This is a genomic window from Klebsiella oxytoca NBRC 105695 (assembly GCF_001598695.1).
Lineage (GTDB): Bacteria > Pseudomonadota > Gammaproteobacteria > Enterobacterales > Enterobacteriaceae > Klebsiella > Klebsiella oxytoca.
The window spans coordinates 483216-494022 of record NZ_BCZK01000003.1 but is presented as its reverse complement, the minus strand read 5'-3'; the positions used below and the strand labels follow the sequence as shown (position 1 = coordinate 494022).

Genomic DNA, 10807 nt, shown 5'->3' with positions numbered 1-10807 from the left:
AACGTTCTCACCAGCACGGCCTTCGTCCAGCAGTTTGCGGAACATTTCAACGCCAGTACAGGTAGACTTAGCAGTGTCTTTGATACCAACGATTTCAACTTCTTCGCCAACTTTGATGATACCGCGCTCTACACGACCGGTAACAACGGTACCACGACCGGAGATGGAGAATACGTCTTCGATCGGCAGCAGGAACGGCTTGTCAATCGCACGCTCTGGTTCCGGAATATAAGAATCCAGGAAGCCAGCCAGTTCGATGATTTTAGATTCCCACTCAGCGTCGCCTTCCAGAGCTTTCAGAGCAGAACCACGAACGATCGGAGTGTCGTCGCCCGGGAAATCGTACTGAGACAGAAGTTCACGAACTTCCATTTCAACCAGTTCCAGCAGCTCTTCGTCATCAACCATGTCGCACTTGTTCAGGAACACGATGATGTACGGAACGCCTACCTGACGACCCAGCAGGATGTGCTCACGAGTCTGCGGCATCGGGCCGTCAGTCGCAGCAACAACCAGGATCGCGCCGTCCATCTGCGCAGCACCGGTGATCATGTTTTTAACATAGTCGGCGTGGCCCGGGCAGTCTACGTGCGCGTAGTGGCGAGTCGGGGTGTCATATTCAACGTGGGAAGTGTTGATGGTGATACCACGAGCTTTTTCTTCCGGCGCGTTATCGATCTGGTCGAATGCGCGAGCAGCACCACCGTAGGTTTTAGCCAGAACGGTAGTGATTGCAGCGGTCAGAGTAGTTTTACCATGGTCAACGTGGCCGATAGTACCGACGTTGACGTGCGGTTTTGTACGTTCAAATTTTTCTTTAGACACGGCTATATTCCTTACTATAGTGCTCTCCCCTTCAGGAGAGAGCACGGGACTTTGGTTTTAACCCTGCGGCTTATTTACCACGGGCTTCGATTACGGCCTGAGCAACGTTGTTCGGCGCATCATCATACTTCAGGAACTCCATGGAGTAAGAAGCACGACCTTTGGTCAGAGAACGCAGCTGAGTTGCATATCCGAACATTTCAGACAGCGGAACTTCAGCGTGGATCACAACGCCAGTCACGTTGGATTCCTGACCGCGCAGCATACCGCGACGACGGCTAAGGTCACCGATAACGTCACCAGTGTTCTCTTCCGGAGTTTCTACTTCAACCTTCATGATCGGCTCAAGCAGAACTGGTTTCGCTTTCTTAAAGCCATCTTTGAAGGCAATAGAAGCGGCCAGTTTAAACGCCAGTTCAGAGGAGTCAACGTCGTGGTAAGAACCGAAGTGCAGACGCACGCCCAGATCAACTACCGGATAACCAGCCAGAGGGCCAGCTTTCAGCTGCTCCTGGATGCCTTTATCAACGGCCGGGATGTATTCACCAGGAATTACACCACCTTTAATGTCGTTGATGAACTCGTAACCTTTCGGGTTAGAGCCCGGCTCCAGCGGGTACATGTCGATAACGACGTGACCATACTGACCGCGACCACCAGACTGTTTAGCGTGTTTACCTTCGATATCGGTAACTTTCGCGCGAATCGCTTCACGGTAAGCAACCTGAGGTTTACCGACGTTCGCTTCAACGTTGAATTCACGTTTCATACGGTCAACGATGATGTCGAGGTGCAGCTCACCCATACCGGCGATGATAGTCTGGTTAGATTCTTCATCAGTCCATACGCGGAAAGACGGGTCTTCTTTAGCCAGACGGCCCAGAGCCAGACCCATTTTTTCCTGGTCAGCTTTGGTTTTCGGTTCAACGGCGATAGAGATTACCGGCTCAGGGAATTCCATACGCTCCAGAATGATCGGCGCGTTAGGATCACACAGAGTATCACCCGTAGTAACGTCTTTCAGACCGATAGCAGCAGCGATATCGCCCGCGCGAACTTCTTTGATCTCTTCACGTTTGTTAGCGTGCATCTGTACGATACGACCGAAACGCTCACGAGCAGCTTTCACGGAGTTCAGGATGGTATCACCAGAGTTAACCACACCAGAGTACACGCGGAAGAAGGTCAGGTTACCCACGAACGGGTCGGTAGCGATTTTGAATGCCAGAGCAGCAAACGGCTCATCATCGCTAGCGTGACGCTCAGCAGGAGTATCTTTACCATCGTCCAGGATACCGTTGATCGCAGGAACGTCGACCGGGGATGGCAGGTAGTCAACTACCGCATCCAGCATCGCCTGTACGCCTTTGTTCTTGAACGCAGAACCACAGGTTACAAGGATGATTTCGTTATTCAGAACGCGCTGACGCAGAGCAGTTTTAATCTCTTCTTCAGTCAGTTCTTCGCCACCCAGGTATTTTTCCATCAGCTCTTCAGAAGCTTCAGCAGCGGACTCGATCAGGTTCTGGTGCCATTCTTCGGCCAGTTCCTGCATGTCTGCCGGAATATCTTCGTAAGTGAAGGTTACGCCTGCATCTTCTTCGTTCCAGTTGATGGCTTTCATTTTCACCAGGTCAACAACACCGGTGAACGCTTCTTCAGCGCCAATCGCCAGCTGCAGCGGAACAGGGTTCGCGCCCAGACGGGTTTTGATCTGACCAACAACTTTCAGGAAGTTCGCACCCATACGGTCCATTTTGTTAACGAACGCAATGCGCGGAACTTTATATTTGTTTGCCTGACGCCATACGGTTTCAGACTGAGGCTGAACACCACCAACTGCGCAGTAAACCATTACTGCACCATCAAGCACACGCATGGAACGTTCTACTTCGATAGTGAAGTCAACGTGCCCCGGGGTGTCGATGATGTTTACGCGATGCGGTTCATACTGCTTAGCCATACCTGACCAGAATGCAGTAGTCGCTGCGGAGGTGATAGTAATACCACGCTCTTGCTCCTGCTCCATCCAGTCCATGGTGGCAGCGCCGTCATGAACTTCACCGATTTTGTGGTTTACACCGGTGTAGAACAGAATACGTTCGGTAGTAGTAGTTTTACCGGCGTCGATGTGCGCACTGATACCGATGTTACGGTAGCGTGCGATGGGTGTTGTACGAGCCATTTGATTCCTCGTTTATTTCTTTAGGCGTTCAGTTAAGTTATCCAAAACGGGCGACTTACCTGAAGCGCCCGCCTGGTGACTAAGACTCCGAAGGGATTACCAACGGTAGTGTGCGAACGCCTTGTTGGCTTCTGCCATACGGTGAACGTCTTCACGTTTCTTAACTGCAGTACCTTTGTTGTCTGCAGCATCAGAAAGTTCGTTCGCCAGACGCAGAGCCATGGATTTATCACCACGTTTACGAGCAGCTTCAACGATCCAACGCATTGCCAGAGCATTACGACGAACCGGACGGACTTCAACTGGAACCTGATAAGTAGAACCACCAACGCGGCGGGACTTAACTTCGACAGTCGGGCGAACGTTGTCGAGAGCGACTTCGAATGCTTCCAGTTCATTTTTACCAGAGCGCTGAGCCAGGGTCTCCAGCGCGCTGTATACGATTGCTTCTGCAGTAGATTTTTTACCATCTACCATCAGGATATTTACAAATTTAGCCAGCAGTTCTGATCCGAACTTAGGATCCGGCAGGATTTTACGCTGACCAATGACGCGACGACGTGGCATGGAAATACTCCGTTGTTAATTCAGGATTGTCCAAAACTCTAAGAGTTTAGTTTGACATTAATATAAAACGTTTGGCCTTACTTAACGGAGAACCATTAAGCCTTAGGACGCTTCACGCCATACTTGGAGCGAGCTTGCTTACGGTCTTTAACGCCGGAGCAGTCAAGCGCACCACGAACGGTGTGGTAACGAACACCCGGAAGGTCTTTAACACGACCGCCACGGATCAGGATCACGGAGTGCTCCTGCAGGTTGTGACCTTCACCACCGATGTAGGAGGTGACTTCGAAACCGTTAGTCAGACGCACACGGCAAACTTTACGCAGTGCGGAGTTCGGTTTCTTAGGAGTGGTGGTATATACACGAGTACATACGCCACGTTTCTGCGGGCAGGCTTCCAGCGCCGGCACGTTGCTCTTTGCAACTTTGCGCGCGCGTGGTTTGCGTACCAGCTGGTTAATTGTTGCCATTAAATAGCTCCTGGTTTTAGCTTTTGCTTCGTAAACACGTAATAAATCGCCTCATATAATATGAGGACGCAGAATTTTAGGGCGGTGCCGAAAAGGTGTCAAGAAATATACAACAATCCCGCCATTACCAGGACAACTGACCGGCATGTTTGACTGAAAGTCTGACGAAATCAGTATAGCTAACCCTGACGACACTGTCCGCAATTTGACCAGCCAGCCCGCGGGCTTCGATATCGTCTTGCAGAGCGTAGAGGGATATGGGGGCAGATTGCAGGATTTCAAGGAAACGGCCTTGAGCGACAGCGGCGATAACGCCGTCCGACAGCAGCAGCAGCTCGTCACCTTCTTTTATCAAACGGAGCATAGCCGCAATGTCGGCGTGCCAGGGGGATGTGCTTAATGTGTGGAGCATTCAGACCTCAGAAACGCAGTATCACGTTAAAATCGTCCAGCCGGGCGCGCAGAGCCTCTGGCTCCAGCCATTCACCGTCCACGACCCACGGCGTGGCGGAAGTCAGGCCGCGCTCGCGCGCTGAAGCCGCGCAAATCCAGCACTGTTCAATATCGTATAGCGACAGGAGTTTAAAGGTAGAGATATAATCGCGCGCCAGCACTGCGGCTGGCCGCTGATCCGGAAGGAGCTGAAATACGCCATCTCCGACGAAGAAGACGCCAATCTCTTCCGTCAGTGCGGATGTCGCCAGCAGGGCATCCAGCCCTTCCCTGCCCGATGCTGAGCCATGGGGTGCGGACGAAAAAATAAAGGCTATGCGTTTCATCAGAACTGCACCATCCGGTCGCAGGTTAAGGCAGCTTCCGCCAACGCACCTAATCCACTCAGCGTAAAGCCCGGCTGCAAATTATGCGCTGGCAAACTCAGCTGCTGCGCCTCCTGTGCATCGGTTATGCCACGGCGTAAAGCTGCGGCTACACAGATATGTAAGGAGACGCCGTGTTCATCATGTAATGCCTGCCAGGCCCGGACCAGATCAAACTCATCGCTGGCGGGGGCAGTTAGCTGATTCGCATTGTAGACGCCTTCACGATAGAAAAAGATACTGAGCAATTCGTGGCCTTCCTGCAACACGGCTCGGGCAAACTGCAGTGCGCTGCTGGCCTGCTGCGTACCATAAGCCGGCCCCGTCACCGTAATGGCAAAACGCATTATTTATCCAGCCCCTGGAAATCTCCGCTTTTGAACTGACGAATATAGAGATATACCGTGTGCTTAGAGATGTTCAGCCGATCCGCTACCTGATTAATGGCGTCTTTGATATCAAAGATCCCTTTCTCATAGAGGTTCAGAACGATCTGACGATTTTTGGCGTTGTTAGAAACGTTGCGGTCGGCATTCACCTCTTCAATAGTGAACTCAAGCGTCTGTGCAACCAGGTCGTCAACCGATGAAGCAAAGTTGACCTGTGAATTCACTTCTGTCGTTTCTGGCGGAATAAAGGTGCTCATTATTTGCGAGAACGGCACGTCAAGGTTCATGTTGATGCACAGCAGGCCAATAACCCGATGGTCACGGTTGCGGATAGCGATGGTCACTGATTTCATCAGTACGCCGCTTTTGGCGCGAGTAAAATAGCATTTGGAAACGCTGCTATCGGCCCCAGTCATATCGTGCAACATGCGCAACGCAAGGTCGGTAATTGGCGAGCCGATCTGACGGCCGGTATGTTCACCGTTGGCGATACGAATAGCGGAACATTTTAAGTCCTGCAATGAGTGCAGTACGATTTCACAGTGGGAGCCGATGAGCATCGCTAACCCGTCCACTACCGCTTCATAGGATTTAAGGATATCGAAGTCGGTCTGGTCAAAAGGACGTTGATCCAGCAAATCAAGCTCGCTGGTCTCGTTGGTTAAAAGCGACCTGGACATGGAAAAAAGCACTCCTTTTCAGGAGCCTGTCGTTATCGTCAGGGCAGGCTCATCATCATTATTAATCTATCTAAAGTAATACAGCGCCTGAGGTTCTTTCCAGTTTTAATTATATCTGCCCTCAATAAAAAAGCCGCCGCCCCTGGAGGCGGCGGCTTGAGCCAGATTACTTCTTCGCGTCAGCGGCTGGCGCTTCGGCCGCTGCTTCAGGCTTGGCGTCCGCTTTCGGAGCCGGTTTGATGTCCAACAGCTCTACATCAAATACCAGAGTGGAGTTAGCCGGGATACCCGGTACGCCGGTTTTGCCGTAAGCCAGATCCGGTGGAATGACCAGCTGAATTTTACCGCCTTTCTTGATGTTCTTCAGGCCTTCAGTCCAGCCAGGGATTACGCCGTCCAGACGGAAGGACAGCGGTTCGCCACGGGTGTAAGAGTTATCAAACTCTTTACCATCGATCAGCGTACCTTTGTAGTTAACAACAACGGTATCGCTGTCTTTCGGCGCTTCGCCCGTACCCGCTTTCTCTACTTTGTACAGCAGACCGGAATTCGCTTTTTTCACACCCTGCTTTTTCGCATAGGCATCGCGATAAGCTTTACCTTTTGCCTCATTCTCAGCAGCATCTTTTTCCATTTTCTGCTGGGCAGCGGTTTTTACGCGAGTTTCAAACGCCTGCAGAGTCTGTTCGATCTCCTGATCGGACAGCTTGCTCTTATCGGCAAAAGCGTCCTGAACGCCGGCAATCAGCTGAGCTTTATCTAATTTGATGCCCAGTTTTTCTTGTTCTTTCAGGGAGTTTTCCATGTAACGTCCCAGCGATGCACCCAGCGCATATGCAGATTTCTGATCGTCATTTTTGAATGCCGATTTGCTGTCCGTTGCAGGTGCCGCTTTCGCTTCGGTGGCTGCTTTGGTCACAGTTTCAGCAGCAAAGGTCAGCGGTGCATTCAGGGCGACGGCCATTGTGGTCGCCAGCAGCGTTACTTTAAACAGTGATTTCATCCATTTCTCCAGGGCCGGGGCATCTCACCCCAGGGTTATCATAAAAAACAAAAAACGTACTATAGAACGTTGCAGAACAAATCAACATACAGACGTACCTGAATATCGCCTCATTTCAGACTATTTTTGTATGAATTAGTTTCCTGTCAGGCGTAACGATGCTGCGTGAATGCTGAAACTTCAGTAGAATCCGCCCGCAGGATCAGACAGAAGAGGTTACTCATGCACGATAGCACTTTAGAGACTCGCCTTGCAGAGCTGGAGAGCAGACTGGCGTTTCAGGAAATCACCATTGAAGACCTCAACCAGACCGTCACCGCCCACGAGATAGAAATGGCCAGGATGCGCGAACATATGCGCCTGATGGTGGAAAAGCTGAAAGCTACTCAGCCCTCGCATATGGCTTCACAGGCAGAAGAAACGCCTCCACCGCACTATTAAGACGTAAAAAAAGCGGGTCTCCCCGCTTTTTTCTATTCCAGAACGCTAGCGCGATGGAATTAGTGGCAACCGCAGCCGCCGTTACCGCCGCAGCCGCCTTTGCCATGTTCGTGGTCATGGCCGTGACCGTGGCCACCGCAGCAACCGTCATGATCGTGGTCGTGACCGTGGTCGTGGCCGTGAGCGCCATGTACATGACCGTGTTCCAGCTCTTCCGCCGTTGCTTCGCGAAGCGCGACAACTTCAACGTTGAACTTCAGATTCTGGCCAGCCAGCATGTGGTTACCGTCAACAACAACGTGTTCGTCACCCACTTCGGTGATTTCTACCGGTACCGGGCCCTGATCGGTTTCCGCGAGGAAGCGCATGCCAACCTGCAGCTCGTCAACGCCCATAAACACGTCTTTAGGAACGCGCTGTACCAGGTTTTCGTCGTACTGGCCGTACGCGTCATTAGCGCCGACTTCTACGTCAAATTTGTCGCCCACTTCGTGACCATCCAGCGCGCTTTCCAGGCCGGAAATCAGGGAACCGTGACCATGCAGGTAGTCCAGCGGCGCGCTTACCGGAGACTCATCAACCAACACACCGTCTTCTGTACGTACCTGATAGGCCAGGCTGACCACCAGGTCTTTTGCTACTTTCATGATATCTCCTGAGCATGGGAAGAATAGTGGCGCAGATTGTAGCGGAATTCTGCAGCCGTGTACCCTTTAGCTTAAAAAAAGCCGCCCGATAACGCTAGTCCGGATGAAAAATGCCTATCACTTGCTCTTCTTTGCGAACATGCTCGCGGACCTCTTTATCCGCCTCTCGCATCTGGTGTCCACACTTAACGCACTCAACTATATCGACATTATTCTCACGCCACATCGCCAGCGAATCCTGAGCCTGGCACGCCGGGCATTTCGCCCCGGCAATAAAACGTTTACGCACAGCCATATCATTTACCTTTATTCAAATTCATCCCAGCCGTCTAACTGTCTGCTCTCTTTTTGCATCTCACGCTGAAAAATTTCCTCCAGTTCGCGCCTGGCTTCCCGCACGCGGGATATCTGCAGAGTATCACTATGAACCGGCATTAACTCACGCAACATTCGCATATCAAGACGCCGAAAATGCAGCTGCGCGCGCTGCGCCTGATGAGGGTGCATGCCTAGCGAGATAAGCGCTTTACGCCCTAGCTCGAGCGCGCTGGAGAAGGTTTCACGAGAAAACTGCGCCACACCCGCCTGCAGCAGTTCATGCGCCTCGACGCGTCCTCGCGCTCGCGCCAGGATATGAAGATGTGGAAAGTGTTGTTGACACATCTCGACCAGCTTCATGGTATCTTCCGGCTCATTACAGGTAATGACGATCGACTGCGCCTCTTCGGCTCCTGCCGAGCGCAGGAGCTCCAGCTGCGTCGCATCGCCAAAGTAGACCTTATAGCCATATTGGCGCATCAGATTGACCGCGCTGATATCGCGCTCCAGCACCGTAATACGCATTTTGTTAGCCATCAGCAGGCGGCCAATCACCTGACCAAAGCGCCCAAAACCAACGATAATGACCTGCGGTTTATCATCTTCGACCCACGGAGCCTCGCCCTCTTCTTCGGATTGATTGAATCGGCGAGAGAGTATTTTGTCGATTAGCTTCATCAACAGCGGCGTGGTCATCATCGACAATGTCACCGTCACCAGCAGTAGAGCCATTTGATCGTTCTGAAAAAGGCGCATCGAGGCGGGTAATGAGAACAGCACAAAAGCGAATTCTCCCCCCTGGCTCAGCACTCCGGCAAACTGCACCCGTTCTGCGCTACGCAGGCCGTACACCCGCGCAAGGAGATACAGCACGACGCCTTTTACCGACACCAGTATTGCGACGCTGGCCGCTACCCATAGCAGGTGGGTATAGAGCACGCCAAGGTTCAGCGCCATGCCAACGGAAATAAAAAACAGCCCGAGCAGGAGCCCTTTAAAGGGCTCAATAGCGATTTCCAGTTCGTGGCGATACTCACTCTCGGCCAGCAGAACGCCGGCGATAAAGGTCCCCAGCGCCATCGACAAACCGAGCGCATCCATAAATAAAGCCGATGCAAGAACCAGCAGCAGCGTCGCTGCGGTGAAGACCTCCCGCACGCCGGATCCGGCGATAAAACGAAACACCGGCCTCAGCAGAAAACGGCCGCCAACCAGCATTCCGCCAAAGGCCAGGACCTTCATCCCGATGGTGAGCCAATTAAAGTGGTCGTCACCTGAACCGGCAAGCAGGGGCACCACCGCCAGGGCCGGGATAACGGCCAGATCCTGAAACAGCAGTACGGAGAATCCCAGTTGCCCGGACTCGCTGCGGCTCATGCCTTTCTCACGCATCAGCTGCAGCGCCATCGCGGTTGAAGACATCGCCAGCCCAAGTCCGCCCACCACCGCTGCGCGCCATGAGAAGTCGCTAAGCATGAGCAAGCCGCCAAGAATGAGCGCGCTGAAAGCGACCTGCGCGGCGCCTACGCCGAAAATTGAGCTTCTTAGCCGCCAGAGCTTGGACGGATTCAGCTCCAGCCCAATAATAAACATCAGAAAGACGACGCCTAATTCTGAGAAGTGAAGGATTTCATCAACATCGCTGATAAACCCTAACCCCCAGGGGCCAATGGCGATACCGGCCAGCAGATACCCCAGCACGGCGCCAATACCCAGCCTCGCCGCCAGCGGTACCGCCACCACCGCGGCAAACAGAAATAACACCCCGGCCAGCAGTAAATCAGCTCCCGCCATTTGTACCTCCAGCCGTTACAGGATTAGCCAGCCAGTCGCGGTAGGCACGAGCGCGGCTTTTCAGATCGTCAGGCGATTGCCGCCGCGCCCAGTAGACGATAATCGGGCTTATCCAGTGCATGCGGCACATGCCGGCAGTCAGTTCGAACGGGCGAAGAATGTCATTTATTGGATAGCGATGGGCATCGCGTCGATAGGCGCTCTCCGGCTCCCCGGTGGTAATCACGCTACGCCAGTACTTTCCCGCCAGCTGGTTCCCTCCCGCCCCGCTGGCAAAACCACGGCTGAGCACCCTATCCAGCCACTCTTTCATCAGCGCCGGACAGCTCCAGGTATAAAGCGGATGCTGAAAAACAATCACCTCATGCTGGCGCAGGAGATCCTGCTCATGGGCGATATCGATAAAAAAATCCGGATAGTGCGCGTAAAGATCGTGCACGGTAACATTCGACAACTGTAAGGCAGGTTCAAGCAAAACCCGGTTGGCCACGGAATCCTGAGATTCTGGGTGGGCATACAGCAGCAAAACCTTCGCTGTCTGAGACATCATTCCCCTCCCGAACGTCTTCTGGCGGCCTGTGCAGCGGCTGCGTCCCGACGCAACCAGAATGACTTTGTGTATCGTCTTCATTTTGGGCTACCATTGCGGCCCGGTTGAGCGATTCGCTCC

Annotated in this window: 14 protein-coding genes; 1 reads left to right on the top strand and 13 read right to left on the bottom strand. The window is 52.8% G+C overall.

Annotation, left to right across the window (positions count from 1 at the left end; genetic code table 11):
• From tuf to fkpA, 9 genes are all read right to left on the bottom strand, one after another.
• Positions 1 to 825 (bottom strand): elongation factor Tu (gene tuf / locus KO1_RS08075; protein WP_064406868.1); only part of this gene is annotated, 825 nt, incomplete at its 3' end.
• Positions 826 to 895: 70 nt separating this feature from the next.
• Positions 896 to 3010, bottom strand: a complete 2115-nt coding sequence (fusA, locus tag KO1_RS08070) for an elongation factor G (RefSeq protein WP_004115957.1) — start codon at positions 3008 to 3010, stop codon at positions 896 to 898.
• A gap of 96 nt (positions 3011 to 3106) precedes the next feature.
• The gene (rpsG, locus tag KO1_RS08065) at positions 3107 to 3577 is read right to left on the bottom strand and encodes a 30S ribosomal protein S7 (RefSeq protein WP_004106370.1); all 471 of its coding nucleotides are present in this window, start codon (positions 3575 to 3577) and stop codon (positions 3107 to 3109) included.
• Between the two features lie 95 nt (positions 3578 to 3672).
• Positions 3673 to 4047 (bottom strand): 30S ribosomal protein S12, encoded by a 375-nt coding sequence (gene rpsL / locus KO1_RS08060; RefSeq protein ID WP_002920115.1) that lies wholly within the window; start codon positions 4045 to 4047, stop codon positions 3673 to 3675.
• A 124-nt stretch (positions 4048 to 4171) separates the two neighbouring features.
• Positions 4172 to 4459: a sulfurtransferase complex subunit TusB gene (gene tusB, locus KO1_RS08055; protein ID WP_004106373.1), complete on the bottom strand. Its 288-nt coding sequence runs from the start codon at positions 4457 to 4459 to the stop codon at positions 4172 to 4174.
• Positions 4460 to 4466: 7 nt separating this feature from the next.
• On the bottom strand, positions 4467 to 4826 hold the full coding sequence (gene tusC, locus KO1_RS08050) for a sulfurtransferase complex subunit TusC (RefSeq protein WP_016807656.1): 360 nt from the start codon (positions 4824 to 4826) through the stop codon (positions 4467 to 4469).
• Positions 4826 to 5212 (bottom strand): sulfurtransferase complex subunit TusD, encoded by a 387-nt coding sequence (tusD, locus tag KO1_RS08045; RefSeq protein ID WP_004106378.1) that lies wholly within the window; start codon positions 5210 to 5212, stop codon positions 4826 to 4828. The genes tusC and tusD overlap by 1 nt, the downstream gene beginning before the upstream one ends.
• Positions 5212 to 5934 (bottom strand): helix-turn-helix transcriptional regulator, encoded by a 723-nt coding sequence (locus tag KO1_RS08040; protein ID WP_004106380.1) that lies wholly within the window; start codon positions 5932 to 5934, stop codon positions 5212 to 5214. Before KO1_RS08040 ends, tusD begins: the two co-directional genes overlap by 1 nt.
• Positions 5935 to 6100: 166 nt before the next feature.
• Positions 6101 to 6937 (bottom strand): FKBP-type peptidyl-prolyl cis-trans isomerase, encoded by an 837-nt coding sequence (gene fkpA, locus KO1_RS08035; RefSeq protein ID WP_004106382.1) that lies wholly within the window; start codon positions 6935 to 6937, stop codon positions 6101 to 6103.
• A gap of 222 nt (positions 6938 to 7159) precedes the next feature.
• Between fkpA and KO1_RS08030 the strand changes: the two genes are divergently transcribed.
• Complete coding sequence (locus tag KO1_RS08030) at positions 7160 to 7378, top strand: protein SlyX (protein ID WP_032729079.1); 219 nt, start codon at positions 7160 to 7162, stop codon at positions 7376 to 7378.
• A gap of 59 nt (positions 7379 to 7437) precedes the next feature.
• Here the strand turns inward: KO1_RS08030 and slyD are convergent, their stop codons facing one another.
• From slyD to kefG, 4 genes are all read right to left on the bottom strand, one after another.
• On the bottom strand, positions 7438 to 8025 hold the full coding sequence (gene slyD / locus KO1_RS08025; protein ID WP_004106387.1) for a peptidylprolyl isomerase: 588 nt from the start codon (positions 8023 to 8025) through the stop codon (positions 7438 to 7440).
• A 94-nt stretch (positions 8026 to 8119) separates the two neighbouring features.
• A complete protein-coding gene (locus KO1_RS08020; RefSeq protein ID WP_004106389.1) occupies positions 8120 to 8320 on the bottom strand; it encodes a YheV family putative zinc ribbon protein in 201 nt (66 codons plus the stop codon).
• An 11-nt stretch (positions 8321 to 8331) separates the two neighbouring features.
• Entirely contained in the window at positions 8332 to 10137 is a 1806-nt protein-coding gene (kefB, locus tag KO1_RS08015) for a glutathione-regulated potassium-efflux system protein KefB (protein WP_004115968.1), read from the bottom strand.
• On the bottom strand, positions 10124 to 10687 hold the full coding sequence (kefG, locus tag KO1_RS08010) for a glutathione-regulated potassium-efflux system ancillary protein KefG (RefSeq protein ID WP_024274771.1): 564 nt from the start codon (positions 10685 to 10687) through the stop codon (positions 10124 to 10126). The genes kefB and kefG overlap by 14 nt, the downstream gene beginning before the upstream one ends.
• Positions 10688 to 10807: the final 120 nt, after the last annotated feature.

What these genes read in the sequence shown, in the direction of transcription:
- fusA (WP_004115957.1), bottom strand. Translation starts at nt 3,010, where the DNA reads ATGGCTCGTACAACACCCATCGCACGCTACCGTAACATCGGTATCAGT.
- rpsG (WP_004106370.1), bottom strand. Translation starts at nt 3,577, where the DNA reads ATGCCACGTCGTCGCGTCATTGGTCAGCGTAAAATCCTGCCGGATCCT.
- rpsL (WP_002920115.1), bottom strand. Translation starts at nt 4,047, where the DNA reads ATGGCAACAATTAACCAGCTGGTACGCAAACCACGCGCGCGCAAAGTT.
- tusB (WP_004106373.1), bottom strand. Translation starts at nt 4,459, where the DNA reads ATGCTCCACACATTAAGCACATCCCCCTGGCACGCCGACATTGCGGCT.
- tusC (WP_016807656.1), bottom strand. Translation starts at nt 4,826, where the DNA reads ATGAAACGCATAGCCTTTATTTTTTCGTCCGCACCCCATGGCTCAGCA.
- tusD (WP_004106378.1), bottom strand. Translation starts at nt 5,212, where the DNA reads ATGCGTTTTGCCATTACGGTGACGGGGCCGGCTTATGGTACGCAGCAG.
- KO1_RS08040 (WP_004106380.1), bottom strand. Translation starts at nt 5,934, where the DNA reads ATGTCCAGGTCGCTTTTAACCAACGAGACCAGCGAGCTTGATTTGCTG.
- fkpA (WP_004106382.1), bottom strand. Translation starts at nt 6,937, where the DNA reads ATGAAATCACTGTTTAAAGTAACGCTGCTGGCGACCACAATGGCCGTC.
- KO1_RS08030 (WP_032729079.1), top strand. Translation starts at nt 7,160, where the DNA reads ATGCACGATAGCACTTTAGAGACTCGCCTTGCAGAGCTGGAGAGCAGA.
- slyD (WP_004106387.1), bottom strand. Translation starts at nt 8,025, where the DNA reads ATGAAAGTAGCAAAAGACCTGGTGGTCAGCCTGGCCTATCAGGTACGT.
- KO1_RS08020 (WP_004106389.1), bottom strand. Translation starts at nt 8,320, where the DNA reads ATGGCTGTGCGTAAACGTTTTATTGCCGGGGCGAAATGCCCGGCGTGC.
- kefB (WP_004115968.1), bottom strand. Translation starts at nt 10,137, where the DNA reads ATGGCGGGAGCTGATTTACTGCTGGCCGGGGTGTTATTTCTGTTTGCC.
- kefG (WP_024274771.1), bottom strand. Translation starts at nt 10,687, where the DNA reads ATGATGTCTCAGACAGCGAAGGTTTTGCTGCTGTATGCCCACCCAGAA.